This is a genomic window from Woeseia oceani (genome assembly GCF_001677435.1).
Lineage (GTDB): Bacteria > Pseudomonadota > Gammaproteobacteria > Steroidobacterales > Woeseiaceae > Woeseia > Woeseia oceani.
This window is the reverse complement of sequence record NZ_CP016268.1, coordinates 2,920,209-2,939,101: the sequence shown is the minus strand read 5'-3', so window position 1 is coordinate 2,939,101 and position 18,893 is coordinate 2,920,209. Positions and strand designations below refer to the sequence as shown.

Here is an 18,893-nt window from a genome sequence, read left to right as displayed (position 1 = left end):
TGGCCTAGAAACGCGAGCTTTGGATCCAGACGTCGGACCGTGCCCAGCTTTGTTCAAAATCGGCATCCACCTCCGGGTCGCTCTTGCCTTGCGCGGCCAGGGCCTGCTTGAGTCCAAACAGTGACCAGCCATTGTGCGGGTGGTCCGCAAGCTCTGCGCGATAAGCGGCTTCAGCTTCAGCATTCCGGCCGGCTTCCAGCAGCGCGGCACCAAGCCAGTGCCGGGCCGCAAAGGGCAGTGGCTCCGGCTCGTCGTACTCCATTGCATCCTCGACGCTGGCCGAGGCCTGGAACGCGTTGATCGCGCCGTCGAGATTACCCTCGGCGCGGAGTATCTCGCCTTCGAGTATGTGCGCCACCGTGCCGACTACCTGGCTGGCCGGGTGGAAACGGAACGTGTCATTCGTTGTTTCGACGTAGCGTCGAACTTTGCTGTGCAAGCTTTTCGCCTGTCGGCTATCGCCGTTACGCAAGGCCGCGTAACCCTGTGCGAAATCCCACAATGCAGCTGCGACCGGTTCCTGCGGTCGCTCGCTGATGCCGGGGACTTCGTCAAAGCGACCGAAGCGGATCAGCGTCAGCACTTCGTACATCGTGTTGCCGGTGATCTTTGCGTAGTCCTTGCCGGCCTGGGTTGCTACCGCACCCTGGCCATCGAATGACGCGGCAAACAGCAACATATGCAGGTTGTGTGATTCGTAAATGGCGACGCCCTTACCCGCTGCCGCTTTCAGGTCCGAGTGCCAGGCCTGCGTGTTGGCGCGCACTGAATCACCCCACCGGCCGATTTCATTCCAGGTGTGCGAGGGCATGTGATTGATGTGGCTCGCGCCGGGTATGGCGTTGCCGAGGTGCTCGGCGCACGGCAGCGCGAGATCCGGGCGCACCGTGGATTCCGTTGCATGGATATACAGGTGACAGGCCCCCGGATGGGTGAGGTCCTGCGCCAGGGCACCTTCCAAAATCTTGTGCAGGTGCATCACGCTGGGGTCGTCCATTGCCCGTGTGCCGCGACGTGGCTCGAGCAGGAACAGCGCGGCACCGTAAACCGCGGTAACGTCGAGATCATTCGGGTATTGCTTGTGCACGTCTGCCATGGCGTCAGCAAATTTCTGATCTTCATTGCGGCGTGTTGCCGGGTCGTAATTATTGATGTGCCAGACCTGAATCGCATCGATCAATGCCCGCTCAACGGGGTTCGCATGAGCGCGCAGCTCAGCCGCTTTTTGCGCGGCAGCAAGCGCGTACGGTGCTTTGGCCGCGGACTTCGCGCCATTCAGATACGAGCCGAGTGACCAGGCTTCGCCCCAGTAGCAAATGGCGCAATTCGGATCGGCTGCCCATGCGGCGCGAAACGAACGTGCTGCCGCATCAACAGCGTAGGCGTAACGCAATTGCATGCCCTGATCAAAATAGGCCTGTGCTGTGGCGTTGTTACTGGAAATCGGGCGCGAGTACTCGCCAAGCATTTCCGGGTACAGCTCGATAGGGTCGAGAAACGCGCTGGGCTCGTCACTGCCGCCCATGTTCATGCCGGCGTGTCCAGTGTGATTCATGGAGCTCGCACAGCCGCCGAGCATGAACAAGGTCAATAGCAGGTATTTTCTCATTGCATTCCCCGGTCAGTTCGATTCGCAGCACGAATCTTCAAACGTGTACATTGATGAGCACTGATGCCGCTCATCAAGGTTCGAATTCGCGTGGTGTTACGCCGCCGAGCTGTCCCAGGGCGATGCCCACGGGTCGTCCATCTCGCGGAAGAACGCAGCGTGTTCGCGGAGTATGCGTGCGGTGGCGGCCGGGTCAGGCGTCAGTGACCATTCATTCTTCTCGAAGGTTCCGCCCAGCAGCACGCCGTCCTGGCGTGGAAACATGTAAATGCCGCGCTTGATCATCAGGTAGTTGATATCCGCTTGCGGCTTCAGCACCACCAGTTGGCCTTTCACCGGTATGAGGTCCTGATCATCGAACAGATTGCGGGAGCCAAGCCCGGTGCAATTGATGATGACCTGCTCGTCCAGCGTCAACAGCTCTTGTTTGTCCTGAAAATTGCGGATGGTGATTTTCCCGCCCGCCGCGTGATAGTCGTGCATGATGGCTGGCAGGTACACCGGCGGCTCGATGAACATCGTGTCGAAATGCAGCCCGTGCTTAGCGGGAAAAGGGTGTTGCATCGCCGTCAGCGCCCGCCGTTCCGGGAACATGTCCGGGTAGCGGGAGTGTATGTCGCCGCCGGTTGGCGGTTGGTCGGACAATACGTAGTTGCTGACCCAGCTAACGCCGTAGTGCCTGCCAACCAGGTGCTGAAATTCGCGGTAGGAATGCCGCATGGCAATGCCGAGGTCATTGAAGAACCGCGGATCATCAAAACCATCGTCATACAGTGAAGCGGGCGACCATTGCGCGCCCGCGATGTTCGAGGTGGTTTCCGGCGGCAGGTCCCTGGCGTAAATCGTTACATCCCAGCCATGCCGTTGCAGCAGGCGTGCACTGGCAAGGCCGACGGCGCCGCACCCCAGTACTGCACAGCGCCGTTGCTCGCTTTGCATGGCCAGCTCCAGCGCCATGTGCGAGGTTCCCCACGACAGCGTGATACCTCCGCCGCCGTGGCCGTAATTGTGAATGATGGCCTTGTCGCCCAACTTCTCAGCCCGTACCACGAACCCCGTCGGACGGTATGGTCGCAGACCCGTAACGACGCGTACGACGCGATCCGGAGATACGAGCACCCGGTGCAAGGGCAGACCCGATGGCGTGTAGTTTTGCTGGCTCGAAATACGCGGGCCTGCGCAGGCGCCAACGAGTGGCAGGGCAGCGAGTGATTGCAGGAGTGTGCGGCGCGACGTCATTGGGCATCGCCGCCGGTTTGTTGCGCGATCAGTTCGTCAATGACGGCCTGCGGGTAACTCAGCAACTGACCAAACCGGACCGCAATTTCCCGGCGGGCCTTACCCCGGTAGCTGTCACTGGCAATGAGCAGGTCTTTGTCTGCTTTGAGGTCCAGGTATTCCTGCAAGGTGTTGCCGGTGTAAATGAGCAGCACGTCTTTGCCCTCGGCGACGTCGGCCGGGTACAGATCGGTAACGATCAGTTCGGGTTCGCGGTACAAACGCACTTTGTTGCGCCGGGCCACGATTTTCGCGTCGTCCAGCATGGCGTCCATGTCGTCGGGCGTCATCACCTCACTCAGTGCGAGTTTCTTGACCCCGAGTCTGACGATTTCGGCGAAGCCGCCGATAATGCCCAGATTATAAGAGCGCTGGTCGATGTTCTCTTGTGCTGCCGTCGGGCTGCCCGCGCAAACCAGCAGGCACAAGGCGAAAGTCGTTGCTCTTGTAATCATGATGACTGCCCTTCGTGGCACTGCGGGATAAGCTTGCCCGCAGCAGATCGGCAAAGATGCTATACGATCTGCCGGCCAATAACACGGCCTTTTCAGGCTGTGAACCGCAAGCCGTTTGTGCAATGCCGTGCACATCGTGCAACCTCGGCAACCGCGAATATTATCGGAAGCGCTGGCCGTTAGCGGCACGGCGAGCGACAATGCCGGTCCCGACCGGGCTACCGGTCGGCAAGAAACAGCTGCTAACACACTATCGTGTTTTATGCGTTGAGAGTGTTGTCAGCGTTTGCGGCTAACAGTGAAGTGATAAGGAAGGGAAACCGTTGAGCAAGGAAAAAACCGTCGGTGTACTCGGAGGAATGGGTCCGGATGCCACGCTCGACTTCATGCGCAAGGTCATCGCCCTGACGCCCGCTGAACGCGATCAGGATCATATCCGCATGCTGGTCGATCATGACCCCAAAGTACCCAGCCGGCAGAATGCATCGGTTGAAGATGACGCGCGCATTCGCGAAAACCTCGCGCAGATGGCGGAACGGCTGGAAGCCGCCGGTGCCGACTTTCTGGTACTCGTGTGCAACACGGCGCACGGCTGGCTGGATCGTGCTTTGCAACGCATTTCCATTCCGTTTATTAATATTATTGATGTGACCGTGCGGACCATTGCCGAGGGTCAGGGCAACGTTCGCAAGGTCGGCATCATGGCAACACCGGCGTGTCTGGACGCGGCGCTGTACCAGGACGCGCTGGAGAGCGCCGGGCTGGTCCCGCTGCCGATTGAAGGCGACCTGCGGACAGAAACGATGGCGCTCATTGATCGCGTCAAAGCCGGCGATCAGAGCAGCGCGGTTTCCGCCGGGATGGCCGAGGTTGCCCGACGACTTGTCGAACAGGGCGCGGATGCCATCATTGCCGGTTGCACTGAGATCCCGCTGGTCCTGAAGCAAGAGCAGGTGACTGTGCCGCTCATATCATCCACTGACGAACTTGCACGACGTACGGTCAGCCTCGCGCTGGGCGAGTCGCCGTTGCGCGCTCAACTTACACACTAATTGAGGAACTATCTGTGCTCTTATCCCGTTTCCCCCGCGTTTCCCTGGCTCACCTGCCGACTCCACTGGAGCATTTGCCGCACTTGAGTAAACACCTCGGTGGCCCGGACATTTACGTGAAACGCGATGACTGCACGGGGTTGGGTACCGGCGGCAACAAGACCCGCAAGCTCGAATTCCTGATGGCCGATGCGATCGACAAGAAAGCCACGGCAATTATCACGCAGGGCGCAGTGCAGTCGAACCATGCGCGGCAGACCGCCGCCGCGGCCTGCAAACTGGGTATGAGTTGCGACCTGGTTTTCGAAAAGCGTGTCGGCGATGCGCCGGAATCCTACAAGAACTCGGGCAACGTCCTGCTGGACCGGATTTACGGCGCGCGCATTCGCGAAGTAGAGAAGGGCAGCGACATGAACGCCGAAATGGAAGCTGTTGCTGAGCAGCTGCGGGCGCAAGGTGAGACGCCATACATCATTCCCGGCGGTGGCTCGAACGTGATCGGCGCACTGGGCTACATCGATTGCGCGCTGGAGATCATGTCGCAGGCGAACAGCGCCAGCTTGCCGGTCGACCACATCGTGCACGCGACCGGCAGTGCCGGCACGCAGGCGGGTTTGATTGTCGGGCTGAAAGCAACCCACAGCGGCATTCCGTTGCTCGGTATCGGCGTGAACGCGCCAAAAGAATTGCAGGAAGAGAAGGTCTACAAGCTGGCGATGGAAACGGCCGAGTATGTTGGTGCGCCGGGGGTTGTGAAGCGCGCCGATGTCATCGCGAATTGCGACTACGTCGGACCGGGTTACGGCGTGCCGACCGAGGCCATGAACGAGGCCGTGCTGCTGATCGCCCGTCTTGAGGGGTTGCTGGTCGATCCCGTGTACAGCGGCAAGGGGCTGGCCGGCCTGATCGATCAGATCCAGAACGGTGTCCTGGCTGGCGCCAGGCACGTGGTGTTCGTGCACACCGGCGGCTCGGCGGGTTTGTTCGGTTATAGCGAATTGCTCAAGACCGATTAACCGCAACGACGCAATTCGTTCATTTGAAACTGATTATTCCGGGTTTTTGCGAACCGTTCGTCATGTATCCTGTCAGATCTGCACGAGCCGTGCGGTTCGCCGGATGTCGGTCTGGCCGGTTTGCTAACTAATGAGCTTTTGAATTGACGGCCTGCGCCATCCCCGGCGCAGGATTTATGGGGGTAAAAGTGAAGAAATCTGAGAAGCGCGCCAGGTCGCGAGGGAGTTGGCTGGGTGCACTGTTGTTGGTAGCGACGGGCATGAGCCAGGCACAAACCGCCGGGCCTTCGTCGCCGCGGCCGAACAGCCAGGCGTACCCGCTGGCCACTGTGCCGCAGCTTGACGGCGACGTGCTGAACGACCCGGCCTGGAGCAACGTGGTTCCAACGGGTGATTTCTGGCAGATACAGCCGGCCGAGGGCCAGCCAGCCAGCCAGAAGACGGAAGTGTTCATCGGTTTCACCGACGATTCCCTGTACATCGGCATGGTGGCATACGACGACAATCCGGCCGGCATTATCGTTTCCGACAGCCGCCGCGACTCCGAGCTCGACAACACTGACAGCTTCCAGATTCTGATCGACGGCATGCGTGACCGACAGAACGGTTTCGTGTTCGGCACCAACCCGGCGGGTCTTGAGTATGACGGCCAGGTCACCAAAGAAGGCTCGAGCCAGACGTCGACCGGTGGCGGTGGTTTTAATCTGAACTGGGATGCGAGCTGGAAGGTCAGTGCAAAGATTTCGGATATCGGCTGGAGTGCGGAGTTTGAAATCCCGTTCCGGACTTTGCGCTATTCCGCGGGTGACGCTCAGGACTGGGGCTTTAACTTCCAGCGCAATATCCGGCGCAACAATGAAGTGGCGTTCTGGGCGCCGTTGTCCCGTCAGCGCACGCTCTATCGCGTGTCAGAAGCAGGCACGGTCAGTGGCATTGATCCGCCGCCGCAGCGCAACCTGAAAGTCACGCCTTACATACTGGGTAAAGCCGCACGCGGCGGAATGCTGTCAGGCACTGAGACGGACCAGGAGTTTGGCTTCGATCTTAAGTACTCAATTACCCCCAGCCTGACGCTCGACGCTACTTACAATACGGACTTTGCGCAGGTGGAAGCGGACGAACAACAGGTCAACCTGGACCGCTTCAGTTTGTTCTTCCCGGAGAAGCGGCCGTTCTTCCTCGAAAATGCCGGCCAGTTCTCGGTCGGAAATTCCGAACAGGTCGAGTTGTTCTTTAGTCGTCGCATCGGCGTGGGTCCGGGCGGCATACCATTGCCGATCGATGGTGGCGTGCGTCTGTCCGGCAAGGTTGGCAGCAGCACCAACATCGGCTTCCTGCACATGGCTGCCGACGGCTTGGACGGTGTCGCACCCGCGAATAATTTCACGGTTGCGCGGGTGAATCAGGAACTGGCTAACCGTTCATCGGTAGGTTTCCTGATCGTGAACCGCGATGGCGATGGCAGTATTACCGGCGACAGCAGTACCGATGAAAACCAGACCTATGCCATCGATGGCCGTTGGGGTATCGGTGACAATTTGTTGTTGCAGGGCTGGGCCGCGGCGACCGCGACACCGGGTATGGAAGGCCGTGAAACGGCCTATTCCGTGAGCGGTGCCTACGATTCCGCTGAGTACAACATGGGCATGGGGTACACGGAAGTCAGAGAAGGCTTTAACCCGGAAGTGGGCTTTTTGTCGCGCAGTGAATACCGCAAAGGCAACGCAAACATCATGCGCCGGATCCGTCCGGATGATATGTGGGGACTGTTGGAGATACGGCCACACATCTCGTGGAACGGCTACTGGGATTTTGAGGGTTTCCAGGAAACCGGATATCTGCACGTGGATTCGCACTGGGAATGGAAGAGCGGTTTCGAAGTGCACACCGGGATGAACTTCACGAAGTCAGGGGTTAAGGATCCCTTCGATATCGTGCCGGGGGTAACGGTATTGCCGGGAACCTACGACCATCGTGAAGCCCAGATTGTTGTCATGACAGATCAAAGTGCGCCTTTCAGTGCGAACGTTCGAACCGTAATCGGCGGCCGTTTCGGCGGCGACCGGGTGACACTGGAGCCGACGTTGAAATACCGCGTGGGAGAGCGCTTCAGTTCCGAGCTGTCAATGCAGTACAACGATTTCGACCTGCCTGTCGCGAACGGTGATTTCCAGGTCAACCTGACGCGACTGCGCTTGTCGTATTCATTTACGCCCAAGATGTTGTTGCAGGCGCTGGTGCAGTACAACGACAGCAGGGATGTGGTCGGTACCAACCTGCGGTTCTCCTGGCTGCAGTCGGCCAACTCCGGACTGTACCTTGTGTACAACGAAGTGGACGATCGTGGCATCGGCGCGCCGCCCGTCGGTCGCGAGTTCATTCTCAAGTACAGCCACATTTTCGACGTCTTCAACTGATCGAATGAATCCCGGCTGCCATTCGGCAGCCGGGTCTTCGGGCTTGCCAGCCCTCGCACGAGACCCTAAGGTGCAGCTTTACACTGCTACCGGGAATCTCCATGCACCCAATTCAATTTCTGAAGCTCGCGGTCGTTGTTACGGTCGCTGTTTGCACGGCATCGCTTGCGGTTGCCGAGGAACGACCCCGCGCGCGGGAAGCGGGTCTGGTGGTGGGCGTACTGCCTACCGGTCCGCTGAATGCAATCACCGATGTTGAAGGCGTCCGGGTTGGTCACTCAACCAGGATCGAAGGTGACGACATACGAACGGGTGTCACCGCGATCATTCCCGGCCCCGGCAATCTGTATACACACCCGGTACCAGCGTGGCTGTACGTTGGCAACGGTTACGGCAAGTTGGTGGGCGCAACCCAGATACAGGAGTTCGGTGAGCTTGAAACACCGGTATTGCTGACCTGCACCTTGTGCGTATGGAGTGCGGCCAACGCGCTGAAAGAATGGGTTTACGAACAACCGGGTATGGGCGAGCACACGGTAAACCCGGTGGTGGGTGAAACCAACGACGGTGCCGTCAACAACATGTGGGCTGACGTCATAGGCCATGATGAAGTTTACGAAGCACTCAACACCGCGAGCAGCGGCCCGGTAGCGGAGGGCAGTGTCGGTGCCGGTGTGGGAACACAGGCGTTCGCCTGGAAAGGCGGCATAGGAACCAGCTCTCGCTTACTGCCCCAATCGCTGGGCGGTTACACCGTTGGCGTGCTGGTACAAACAAACTTTGGTGGCGTGCTGACCATGAACGGTGCCCCGGTTGGGCGCGAGTTGGGCCAGTATTCCTACCGAGCCCAGCTCGAAAAGAAAGGTGTTGATGATCGCCAGGAAGATGGTTCAATCATGATGGTGGTGGCGACAGACGCGCCCTTGACAGCACGCGCCCTGGACCGCGTCGCCAAACGCGCAATGATGGGGCTGGCACGAACCGGCTCGTTCGCGAGCAACGGGTCCGGTGATTACGTAATCGCATTCTCGACAAACCCGGACGTACGTCGACCGCGCGAAGGCATGGAGCCGTTTGTTGCGCCATCGTTAACCAACGAAGCAATGTCACCGTTGTTTGCCGCAACGGTAGAAGCAACCGAGGAAGCGATCTATAACGCCATCTTCAAGGCAACGACGGTCGAAAGCTCACGTGGGAAACGCGAAGCGATTCCGCTGGACGATCTGATGCGGGTACTGAAAAAACACGGCGTGTTGAACTGGGACCGGGAGATGTCACCGGGGAATTGACGGCGTTGAATGGCCTCAGGGCCGATACGTGCCACATGTTTGAATTGACGTCCGTGACTAGGTCAGAGATTATGACTACGCGCGCAATTTCTTCATCCGCTTTATACGCAATATATCAATCCGCACCTGTAAGCTAATCAGAGGCTTGCCCATGCCAACACCCCGCGAAATTGCCTTTTTCACACATTTACATCCCACACTTTTGCGCACTACTTATAGTTAGGCATCACCAATCATGGAGCCAGGTTCGACAATGTCCGCGACGATCAAAGTCACTCTGGACGCGACGCGGATGGCTGGTAGGCCAGGATACAAGAACGGTGTTCGACCGAATCACCGAATTCCCGGGCGTAGGAATGAAGTGTTTATGGGGGCGCTATACTTCAAGGATCGTGAGATTCTGAAGCCCGGAGAATCCTGCGTAGCGGAAGGTAAGTTCATAATCTATTCGAAAGATGAGTCTTTGTTTGTGCCAGGGTTCTGCTGGGAAATTTGCGAAGCAAGTCGGCTCACTGGCACAGCGGAACTGGTTGAGGTGGAGAAGATACAAAAAATGGACCGCACTGATGCCTAACATTGCGCTGCACCCGTCACTTGACCCAGCCCGCCTTGCGCTGTCGCTCCAGGCGGCCTGCGTCAAGTGCGTGTGAGCTTAGACGTTATATCGCTGCCAGCCATTTGCGTGGCCGCAGTTTCGCATTACATCGTCGGCAGGAGAACCTTTAAGGCCCATCGAAGAATGGTTCATCGTATATCCAAGATTGAGGCGGCAGAGCGACAGTTGAATTCCGCTGTTCGACTTCTATTTAGTGGCTTCGATTCAGTTGCTATCCATACGCTCGTAGGTGCTGCTTCAATAGTCCTTTGCGATTTAGCCGAAATCTCCGGTAAAGACGGTTCTTGGGAGAATAAAATTGCTGTTGACAGCGGCTTAACAAAACGCGAGTTCTTTGATTTGGCACGTCGGGCGCAGAACTTCTTCAAGCACGCTCGTTCCGATCCCGATGGAGTGCTTGAATTTGACGCACAGGAAACGGAGATCCTCTTATTCATTGCTTCGCTAAATTGGGGAGAGTTGTTGACCGCAGCCAAGAGCGAACGAAAACTATCTATTGAAATGTCCGTCTTTCAACTCTGGTTCATTGCCTCATGGCACGAGAACTGGTCGGAAAAGGAAGAAGCCGAGGAAGTGTGGAAGGTGGCATATCAATGGTTTCCGGATTTTTCTTCGCTTAACCGCGATCAGAAACTAGCAAAGGGGCTTTCTGTGCTTCAGGCCGAACTCCGAGAAGAAGCGATATAACAATGCGCTGCACCCGTCCCTTGACCCAGCCCGCCTTGCGCTGCCGCTCCAGGCGGTCTGCGTCAAGCGCGGGTGAGGGTGAGGGTGGATTCAAGGTCTCATTGCAACACCTCATCCGTTAGGCTGCTTCTCAGGTGAGCCGTGAAGTTTGAGATTGTCGGCAGAATCGAGAGTCCCGAAACCTTTGCCACTGGCAATGCCATCCGGGAGATTAAGCGGCTCAGACGTGCTTATGGAAAAGGGCGGTGGCGGAAGCGCAAAGGCATTGCGGAGGTCCGTTTCGACGATGGCTCGACTCGGCGGGCTGAGATACACTGGTACGAGGCGTCTGGGATTGGGAAGAAAGAACTTAAAATTAAGCGCTTTCTGGACTAAGTGAATACTATGAAATCGACTAATTTCGTAATCTGTATAGAAAATTCGGAGTATCCCGCTTCACTTGAGAAGCGAAAGATCTACGAAGCTATTCCGGATGCGGACGCAGCAAAGCATGGTCAAGTCCGTGTGGTGGACGAATCTGGTGAAGATTATCTTTACCCGTCCGAGTGTTTCGTAGACGCTAATCTTCCGGAAGCGACCCGTGCGGCGGTGGTAAAAGCAGCCTAACACGCGACTGAGTTCCCGCGTCAACTATTAATTCATGCCGGGCTCCATTTTTGTCATCCCGTAGCATGGCGTTTAACGCTGTAACGATTTTTCGACTACACGCCGGGAGTGCCACTTTCTTGTGTTTTCCATTGGCGACGAAACGTGCGTAGAACGTCTTGATGTCCGGTGACCTTACCCCTTCCAGCCTAAGTATGCTCGAGGAGAGTTCTTCGACTAAATTGATCGAGAGGAGAACTCAGAATGAGCAAGGGAAAACGGCATACGCCTGAACAGATCACGTAGTTTGCGCTATTGAGCGTCTCCTGTATTACGCTGACGCATGACTGGCCGGGCGTTGCTTGCGGTTTCTACGATGGCGCCAGTGTAACCATCGATCGGCCCAGCAAGGCACCCGGGCCAGGTATCATTGCGACGAATTCTCAGTCACGGCGCGCTCTGGCCGCGCGGGTCCCTTGATCCAGACACCCGGCCGCTCGCCGGTCAGTGCACCGGCGCGAATAACGAAGCGCCCGTTGACGATGACGTGGTCGATGTCGGTCGGATAGCGATGCGGATCGATGAAGGTCGCCGTGTCGCGAATCGTTTCGGGGTCGAAGACAACAAGGTCCGCATAAGCGCCCTCGACGATACGGCCGCGCTCGGTCTGGTTGTACTGGTCCGCCGGCATTGAGGTCATTTTCCGGATTGCTTCTTCCAGCGTTAGTACGCCGAGCTCACGCACGTAACGGCCCAGGACGCGTGGAAATGCGCCATAACTGCGGGGGTGCGGGAAGCCCTGGCCGTAGCTCACCGGGTCGCCATCCGTTTGGATCATGGCCAGCGGATGTTGCATGATGCGGATCACGTCCTGTTCGTTCATCGCGTGGTAGATCGCCGAGAACCCACCCTTCAACTGCAGTTCGATAACAAGATCAATGCCGGTTTCGACATTGTTCGGCAGTCCGCGATCGGCAGCCATGTCAGCCAGCGTCTTGCCGTTGTATGACGGATCGGACGGCAGGACGCGAAACTGCAGGCGACTGAGGTCGTTGCCCGTGCGCTCGACCATAAAAACGCGCCGTATCTCCTCGCGAATCTGTGGCAGCAGCTCCGGGTTGCTCAGGCGCTTCTTCAGTTCTTCACGGCCGCCGGCAAATACCCATTGCGGAAACAGGACCGCTGACGAGGTGCTGGAAGCAGTGTACGGATACAGGTCGTGCATCATATCGATGCCGTCCTCCCGCGCCTCATCAATCAACGCGAGGCTTTGCTCCGACTGCCCCCACTGCGCAACGCCGGTGGCTTTGTGATGATTGATTTGCGCCGGGATATTCGCCGCGCGTGCGATGCGAATCGTTTCATTAACCGAGTCGAGCAGCCCGGACCCCTCATTGCGCATGTGCGTCACGTAGATACCGCCGTAGCGGGCCGCCACTTTTGCGAGTTCGATGACTTCTTCCGTTTCGGCGTAGTTAGCGGGCACGTACAGCAATCCTGTTGACAGGCCGAGTGCCCCCTGCTGCATCGATTGTTCGACGAGGTCGCGCATGGCCTGCAGTTCATCATGATCCGGTGCCCGGTTGGCCATGCCCAGTACTTGCTGCCGGGTCCATGTGTGCCCGGCGAAAAAGCCGACGTTCACAGCAACGTCGAGGGAGTTCGCATAGTCGTCGAGGGGCCATGGCTGGTCGCCACTGTGCAGGCTGGCAATCAGCGTCGTGATGCCCTGGCGGGTAAAGTTCTCGGCCAGCGGGTGCTCGTGAATAGTCGTCTGCACGTGAGCATGGTTGTCGATGAAGCCGGGCGCGAGCACCTTGCCGCTGATATCGACAAAGACCTCGGCGTCGCCGGCATCAAGCGCGGTGCCGGACACCGCAACGATGCGGCCGTCCTTAACGCCGACATCGGCATCAAAGCGCGGTTTGCCTAGACCATCGACGATGGTGCCGCCGGACAGCACGATGTCGAATACCTTGCCTCCTCCCTCGGTCGCCGGCGGTGGTTCCGCGGAACCGCAAGCGACCATAGTCAGGGCTATGAGGTAGGCGGTGATTGTTCGCATGCTTGTTCTCCTGCGGGTACTTGTCTTTCTTCTTGTCTGGGTCATATGGTACGCGATTCGGGCAGGCATCAAGCAAGCCGCATGGCGGCTGTAAGTAATTCCGCATTCTGCAGTTGTGGCTGCACGGCGCTGCGCTGACGTCTGATCTAAACGAAATTTGCCCGGTAAGAACCGCGTTAATCTAATGCTGGCGGAAACTTGCCCTGCAGTATACTAAGTTCGATGCATGCGATTATGCGTGATTGGCATTAGGTTCAGCCGGTCTTGTGATCGTGTTGCGCCTTACCGGGTCCATTGCGTTTGCGTCAAGGAAAGATCGAATGGCTCCAGCACAGAAGTGAAGCAATGGACGAAGAAACATGGTTGAGCTACCGGGGTGTCATTCTCTTGATTCTTGGAACCGAGCGAGTGGCTTGCCGGAAAACGCCTGACTGAATATCTGCTGTGCAGTCGAACGCAGGCGCTCAAAGCGACATAAGGGATCAACAGAACCGGGAATCAATAGGCAGTCCTGCATCCAAAATGACCGTGAGAGGCATCTACTTCTCAATGCACTCAAGTCCGGGAGGATTGGTTATGAGTAAGAAGGTCTTCGCAGGATCCGCTATTCTGGGTGTTGCTGTCTTGCTGCTGGGCAACACGCACCGGCTGTTGCCAGCGGAGTCTGATCCGTGTCAGCAAGATATGACCCACGCAGGCCATGTCAATGACTTGCCCATGTTTCATTGCATTGGTCACACGGAGTACGAGTGGAAACCTGGTGCGGAAGGTCTGGAGGCGGTTCAAAAATGGGATCACATGCACCCGTGGATGGATTATGACTGGCATATCGCCCAAGGATTCAGTGCGGAGCAGGCCGCGCGTTTAGTGGGCAAGTCACAAAGTCCGAACGCCGAATACTGAGACTGCCGTACTGATTATCAAAGGGCGGCTGCGCAACAGTGCGCTGTCGCCGACTATTGATGCATACTGCCTTCCATTGTCGCCCCCAGCCGAACGTATCGAATCCCGGCGAATTTGGCGGCTGGACGCAACAGGGTGAAGTCCTCTTGCGCATTCACTTGGCGCTCAATGGTTTGAAAACTCATGAAATTGATAATTCGTAATCTTGCTCGCAGCACTTCCGAGGACGAGCTAAGAACCCTGTTTCAGGGATACGGTGTGGTGCAATCCTGCAACCTGGTGATAGACAAAGCGTCCGGCGGATCCAAGGGGTTTGCCTTTGTCGAGATGCCGAAGGTCGGTGACGCGAAAGCGGCAATGAAAAACCTGAATAACACGTCTGTTGATGGCAATAAGATTCGCGTTAAGAAAGCTGAGAGTAAGGCGGGATGAGTTGGATCCGGAAACCGGCATTGCATGCCGCGACGGGCATTGTCCCGCTTTCGACCATGAGCACTTATCGTGCTGTCCGTGCACTGTAAGTGATGACCATTGAACAGGTAAACAATCCTTTGCATGGCGTTACTCTCGCGACCGTGGTGACGAGACTGGTGGAACATTACGGCTGGGATGGCTTGGCACAGAGAATCGACGTAAATTGTTTCAAGACTGATCCATCAGTAAAATCGTCACTGAAATTCCTGCGCAAGACCCAGTGGGCCAGAGATAAGGTCGAGGGCTTGTATATTTCGACATTTTCCCGGCCATCCCCGTGGGGCAGCGCCAGATAAACGATGCTGAGACGCCCATCGATTTTGGTTGGATTGACCGGGCATGCAGTCGGACAAAGTACCAGAAACTCCGGTGTTCCGTATCTGCAAAGAAAGATCCGGCAATAACGACAGACCGAAAACAATCTCAGGTCGAGTGCTCACCAACAGGCTCCACAATGAACCGGGAAAGGCTTGCGTTTTACCTGAATCACTACGGGTTGTTCCGCACCGTGCGTGTCTATGCACACAGAGCCCTGCAGCGGTTGGTCGATTTTGACATCATGCGTGTCGAAACCGCATCGGGCGAAGCGACGGATTCGCCGGTCGTCGAACCGTACGTGACCCGGCAGGTATCGGCGGATGAATACCGCAGTGGGTTGCAGTTGCTGGGTGCAGAGCATGACCGCTCCAATGCCTTCGTACGGCGGGACCGGTGTTTCGCGAACCTGCTTGACTCGCAGCTGGTCGGCTATCAATTCTATGCGGGCAGATCGACAGTGGCGCGTAGTGGCCTGGAATTCGCCTTTCCCGACACGCTGACTTACGCTTACGCCAGCTTTACCCACCCGGATCACCGCGGCAAGAGACTGGCGAGAGCCAGGGCCAATGCAAGACGGTGCGCGGATCAGGCGGCAGGCATTCAACGAAATGTCGTCTGGTACATCTCGGTCGATAATCTTCCGTCACTGGCCGTCAGCCGTCGGCTGAACGTCGCACACCTGGGCTACGTTGCGTACCTAAGAATAAGAAAGCGCTATTACTGCTATGCCTCTCCAGCGTGCGTGCGAGCGGGCGTTTCCCTTATTTCGACGGGTGGGCAGGCAACTAAGTGACGACCGGCTTGCACGGGGCATGCCAGCGCAGCTGCCGTAGCTTAAGGATCGGTTGCAGAATGCTGCTCAGCAGGTGAACCGGGTAGCAAACGGTCCGAAATCTTGCGGCGAGGGTGGATTGATGATCACAGTGTAGTGCCGTATGCATAACGCAATCGCATAAGTCTTTTTCCGGCCAATTGTATTGCGCCCAAACCGAGTGCTGCGCAAGCAGGTTTCTGTTTAACATTAACGGAAGTAATGTTAGTTTCCGTACGTTCAAATTCCGGTCGGTCTTCGCGGAGCCATAAACCTGTTTCATTGTTGGGGGGGGATAAAAATGAAAGGAATATTTGCACGTCTGCTACTCGTTGTTTTGGTCGCCTTGCCAGGATTGGTGTGGGGGCAAAACACAGACGGTAGCGTGTCGGGCGTCGTCGTAGATCGTTCGAATTCGCCTCAGGCCAATGCCACGGTAACCATCGAAAATACTGCCAATGGCTACCGGCGTAGTGTTGGCGCTTCCAGTGACGGCCGCTTTCGCATCGCGCGACTGCCCGTTGGTGATTACCGGCTGACGGCCACGAAAGACGGATTTGGTGATGCTGTTATCGAAGAAATCTCCGTCGGCATTGCCAGTGCGACGACCGTTGATCTCGTTCTGACTGGCGGCGCGATCGACAACATCGTCGTCACGGCCTCAATGGTGACGGGGTTGGATATGGCCTCAACAGAGTCGGCGCTGAATATTGATTTCGCCGAACTGCAACGAATTCCCATCGGCCGAACTGCCGGTTCGGTTGCCTTGCTGGCACCGGGTGTCACGACCGGCGTACCGTTCGGCGGCATCTCTTTCGGTGGTTCGTCAGTCGGCGAAAACTCGGTATTCATCAATGGACTGAACGTCAGTGACGTGGAAACAGGCGTTGGCTATTCCGACGTGCCGTTTTCAATGTTCAAAGAATTCCAGGTCAAGACCGGCGGGTACTCCGTCGAATTCGGCCGCACCACGGGTGGCGTTATTAACGCTGTTCTGAAGTCAGGCGGCAACGAATTCCACTACGGCGCCGATGTTTATACGACGCCCGATGCGTTTCGTGCTGACGGTCAGGACTTCTTTGATCGCGATGGTAATCGCCTGATCAATCGCACTGACGATGACCTGAGTTCCACCAGTGCGAGTTTCTATGCCAGTGGTCCTATCATCCGCGACAAGCTCTTTTTCTATGCACTGTATGAACCGCGACTGGTTGAATCGAAATCCGGCAACACTGCGGGCAACTCAATCAGCGATTCCAAAGATGACACCGCGACCTGGGGCGGTAAGCTCGACTGGCTCATCACTGACAATCACTCGCTGGAGTTCTTTGGATTCTCCGACGACCGGGCCGACGTGGCGGATCGTTATGACTCCGGCTCGCTCATAGAGACCCAGACTACCGATCTTGGCGGTACCAACTGGGCCTTGACGTACACCGGTTTCTTCGGCGACAACCTTGTTCTGAAAGTGCTGTATGGCGAGAACGAACGCAACTACGACGGCCGTACCAATACGTCGTCCGAATGTAATCGTGTCTATGATGATCGCGCCGGTGTGGATCAGCACATTGGTTGTACAACCCAGCTGCGCAATGACAAACGGGTGAATTCGCGTGACGCCATGCGTATAGACGCTGAGTACCAGTTCAACGACAGCCACCTGTTGCGGTTTGGCGTCGACCGGGAGTTGCGTACAACGAACATGCGGCGTGCTTCGGTAGGCCCTATGCAGGCAAATTTTACACTCAACAACACAACCCCGGGCGATAGTTTGAACAACGTAACGGTGCCGGCTGGTGTAACCGAGTACGTTTTGGAACGTCGCGAAATCCGCGGTGGCATCTTTGAGGCCAGAACGTCGGCGGCGTACCTGGAGGATATCTGGAACGTTACGGAAGATGTTACGGCAACCCTCGGCTTGCGTTGGGACCAGTTCGAAACGGATGACGCAGCGGGCGATTCCTTCATCAAGGTTGACGACATGATCTCGCCGCGTTTCGGCGTGGCATGGGATATAGGCGGGCAGGGTACTTCCAAGCTGTTTGCCAATGTTGGTCGCTACTATTTCCCGATTGCCAATGGCCTGGCCGCGCGTGAAGGTGGCGGCACCATCGATACGCGTACTTACTACGCATTGAACGGCCTCGATACCAACACAACGTCCAACGGGCTGACCAACTACACGCCGATCTACGGCCAACAAATCGGTGCAGTGGTTGAGTTCGGCAGCGGTGAAGGCCTGGGTGCCGAGCAGCGCTTCAAAGTCGATCAGGATCTGGATGCCAGCCATCAGGACGAGATCATCATCGGTTACGAACGCATGCTGACCGATACCTGGAGCCTCGGCGTTCGCGGTATTCATCGGCGTTTCAAAAATGCGATCGAAGACATGTACGTAAACGTTGACGTGCCGGGTTGTGGCTCAATCGACCGCTGGGTCTTCGGCAATGTCGGCCAGCCGCTCACCGTGGATAACGAGTGCGATGACAGTTCGATAGAAACGGTAACGGTTGACCTGGGTCGGGCACAGCAGTTCGGCTACGACCTCGACGGTGACGGCAATCCCGATCCCATCGGCAGCGCTACGCCGACTCGCCGCTACAACGCTGTTGAGTTTGTCTTCAACCGGGAATGGGATGGCGTTTATTCAACGCGCTTGTCGTATACCTGGTCGCACAGCTACGGCAACTACGAAGGTGGTGTGAACTCGGATACCGGCAATGATATTCCAGGCTGGACCGAGTCAGGTGATGACGTCATGTTTATCAACTCGAACTGGGGAGATCTGCCCAATGACCAACGTCATTCCATCAAAGCCTTCGGTGCCTATGCGCTGACCGACAAACTGACCATCGGCACTAACCTGTCGTTGACTTCGGGTCGTCCGATCAATGCGCGAGGGCATGGCAATCCGTACAACTCACAGACCCGCAAGGAAATGAACTACGTTTGTGTTGCCAATTGCATTGACCCGAACGACGGCATCTGGACTTCACAGGACCGCGAATTCGAGTACCTGCCGAAGGGCAAGTTCGGGCGGACACCGTGGATATTTGACGTGGACGTCAGTGCAACCTACACGACCGATTTCAACGGTCACACGGCGCAGTTCGGCTTGGACGTGTTCAATCTGTTCAACAGTCAGGATGCAACCCGGGTGTACGAGATCATGACCGACGGTGTTGTTGATCCGGATCCGACCTTCCTGGCAACGCGCAATGCACAGTTGCCGCGCGCAATTCGCCTGCGAGCTTCGATCGACTTCTGATTGATCACTTGCTGGTAGTTAGTAGTCAGGCCCCGGCGATCGTTCGCCGG

Annotated in this window: 15 protein-coding genes; 11 read left to right on the top strand and 4 right to left on the bottom strand. The window is 57.0% G+C overall.

Annotated elements, in window-relative coordinates:
* Positions 1–4: 4 nt before the first annotated feature.
* The 3 genes from BA177_RS13370 to BA177_RS13360 all read right to left on the bottom strand — a co-directional run bounded on the left by BA177_RS13370 (position 5) and on the right by BA177_RS13360 (position 3,342).
* The gene (locus BA177_RS13370) at positions 5–1,609 is read right to left on the bottom strand and encodes a YceK/YidQ family lipoprotein (RefSeq protein WP_156762829.1); all 1,605 of its coding nucleotides are present in this window, start codon (positions 1,607–1,609) and stop codon (positions 5–7) included.
* Between the two features lie 96 nt (positions 1,610–1,705).
* A complete protein-coding gene (locus tag BA177_RS13365) occupies positions 1,706–2,848 on the bottom strand; it encodes an FAD-dependent oxidoreductase (RefSeq protein WP_068616998.1) in 1,143 nt (380 codons plus the stop codon).
* A complete protein-coding gene (locus tag BA177_RS13360) occupies positions 2,845–3,342 on the bottom strand; it encodes a hypothetical protein (protein WP_156762828.1) in 498 nt (165 codons plus the stop codon). Before BA177_RS13360 ends, BA177_RS13365 begins: the two co-directional genes overlap by 4 nt.
* A gap of 323 nt (positions 3,343–3,665) precedes the next feature.
* On the opposite strand from BA177_RS13360, the gene cuyB reads away from it, so the two are divergent.
* The 6 genes from cuyB (at position 3,666) to BA177_RS13320 (ending at position 11,025) form a co-directional block, all read left to right on the top strand.
* Entirely contained in the window at positions 3,666–4,394 is a 729-nt protein-coding gene (gene cuyB, locus BA177_RS13355; RefSeq protein WP_082990106.1) for a cysteate racemase, read from the top strand.
* A gap of 14 nt (positions 4,395–4,408) precedes the next feature.
* Entirely contained in the window at positions 4,409–5,410 is a 1,002-nt protein-coding gene (gene cuyA, locus BA177_RS13350) for a D-cysteate sulfo-lyase (RefSeq protein ID WP_068616996.1), read from the top strand.
* Positions 5,411–5,598: 188 nt separating this feature from the next.
* Complete coding sequence (locus BA177_RS13345) at positions 5,599–7,827, top strand: DUF5916 domain-containing protein (protein WP_197493038.1); 2,229 nt, start codon at positions 5,599–5,601, stop codon at positions 7,825–7,827.
* A gap of 101 nt (positions 7,828–7,928) precedes the next feature.
* On the top strand, positions 7,929–9,116 hold the full coding sequence (locus BA177_RS13340) for a P1 family peptidase (RefSeq protein WP_082990105.1): 1,188 nt from the start codon (positions 7,929–7,931) through the stop codon (positions 9,114–9,116).
* Positions 9,117–9,855: 739 nt separating this feature from the next.
* Entirely contained in the window at positions 9,856–10,419 is a 564-nt protein-coding gene (locus tag BA177_RS13330) for a hypothetical protein (RefSeq protein ID WP_156762827.1), read from the top strand.
* A gap of 384 nt (positions 10,420–10,803) precedes the next feature.
* Positions 10,804–11,025 carry a hypothetical protein gene (locus tag BA177_RS13320; RefSeq protein WP_068616988.1) on the top strand — a complete coding sequence of 74 codons (222 nt, stop codon included), beginning with the start codon at positions 10,804–10,806 and terminating at the stop codon, positions 11,023–11,025.
* A gap of 406 nt (positions 11,026–11,431) precedes the next feature.
* Here BA177_RS13320 and BA177_RS13315 read toward each other — a convergent pair whose 3' ends face one another.
* Positions 11,432–13,069: an N-acyl-D-amino-acid deacylase family protein gene (locus BA177_RS13315; protein ID WP_197493036.1), complete on the bottom strand. Its 1,638-nt coding sequence runs from the start codon at positions 13,067–13,069 to the stop codon at positions 11,432–11,434.
* 576 nt (positions 13,070–13,645) lie between these two features.
* Between BA177_RS13315 and BA177_RS13310 the strand changes: the two genes are divergently transcribed.
* From BA177_RS13310 to BA177_RS13295, 5 genes are all read left to right on the top strand, one after another.
* The gene (locus tag BA177_RS13310; RefSeq protein WP_068616984.1) at positions 13,646–13,972 is read left to right on the top strand and encodes a hypothetical protein; all 327 of its coding nucleotides are present in this window, start codon (positions 13,646–13,648) and stop codon (positions 13,970–13,972) included.
* Between the two features lie 183 nt (positions 13,973–14,155).
* Positions 14,156–14,404, top strand: a complete 249-nt coding sequence (locus BA177_RS13305; RefSeq protein WP_068616982.1) for an RNA recognition motif domain-containing protein — start codon at positions 14,156–14,158, stop codon at positions 14,402–14,404.
* A gap of 92 nt (positions 14,405–14,496) precedes the next feature.
* A complete protein-coding gene (locus BA177_RS18395) occupies positions 14,497–14,742 on the top strand; it encodes a VF530 family protein (RefSeq protein ID WP_082990103.1) in 246 nt (81 codons plus the stop codon).
* 158 nt (positions 14,743–14,900) lie between these two features.
* The gene (locus BA177_RS13300; protein WP_068616980.1) at positions 14,901–15,557 is read left to right on the top strand and encodes a hypothetical protein; all 657 of its coding nucleotides are present in this window, start codon (positions 14,901–14,903) and stop codon (positions 15,555–15,557) included.
* A 319-nt stretch (positions 15,558–15,876) separates the two neighbouring features.
* A complete protein-coding gene (locus BA177_RS13295; protein WP_082990102.1) occupies positions 15,877–18,843 on the top strand; it encodes a TonB-dependent receptor in 2,967 nt (988 codons plus the stop codon).
* Positions 18,844–18,893 lie beyond the last annotated feature (50 nt).